The sequence below is a fragment of the Nitrincola lacisaponensis genome (assembly GCF_000691225.1).
GTDB lineage: Bacteria > Pseudomonadota > Gammaproteobacteria > Pseudomonadales > Balneatricaceae > Nitrincola > Nitrincola lacisaponensis.
Genome location: NZ_JMSZ01000002.1, coordinates 1 through 554 on the forward strand (window position 1 = coordinate 1; position 554 = coordinate 554).

General features: G+C 48.2%; 1 protein-coding gene. It reads right to left on the bottom strand.

Annotation, left to right across the window (positions count from 1 at the left end):
- Positions 1–64: 64 nt before the first annotated feature.
- Positions 65–554 (bottom strand): N-6 DNA methylase (locus ADINL_RS00775; protein WP_152547585.1); only part of this gene is annotated, 490 nt, incomplete at its 5' end.

Sequence of the window (554 nt, forward strand, 5' to 3'; positions counted from 1 at the left end):
CTCCAGTATCGCGGCTAAGTGCATCCGCTAGAATATCGCGCAGTTGGTTGCGGATTTCCTGGATCTAGGCCTGTTGCTGTTCGTATTTTGCCAGCAGTTCATCTGGATCATGGTTGATCTGTTCGCCCACATGAGGATTTTTGATGTCGAGGTTGTAGTTTCGGGCTTTGATCTCGTCGATGGAAATCTGCCAGGCTTGCTCGGTTTCTTCGCGGTTAGCAAAACCATCGGCCTCATCGCCCCACCAGTCGATCTCTGTCTGAAATTCTTCAAACTTCATTGGCTTTGTTTTTTTGTAGCTCTTCACGCCTTCTGGATAGGGGTGTTCGTAGTACCAGATATTCTCGGTGGGTTTGCCTTTGGTAAAGAATAGCAGGTTGGTTTTGATGCCAGTGTAAGGATTAAAAACACCGTTGGGCAGGCGCACGATGGTGTGCAGGTTACATTCGGTTAGAAGCTTTTCTTTAAGGCGGGTTTTCATGCCTTCACCAAACAGGAAACCATCGGGTAAAACGACAGCCGCTCGTCCACCATCACGTAATAGATGGATGAAC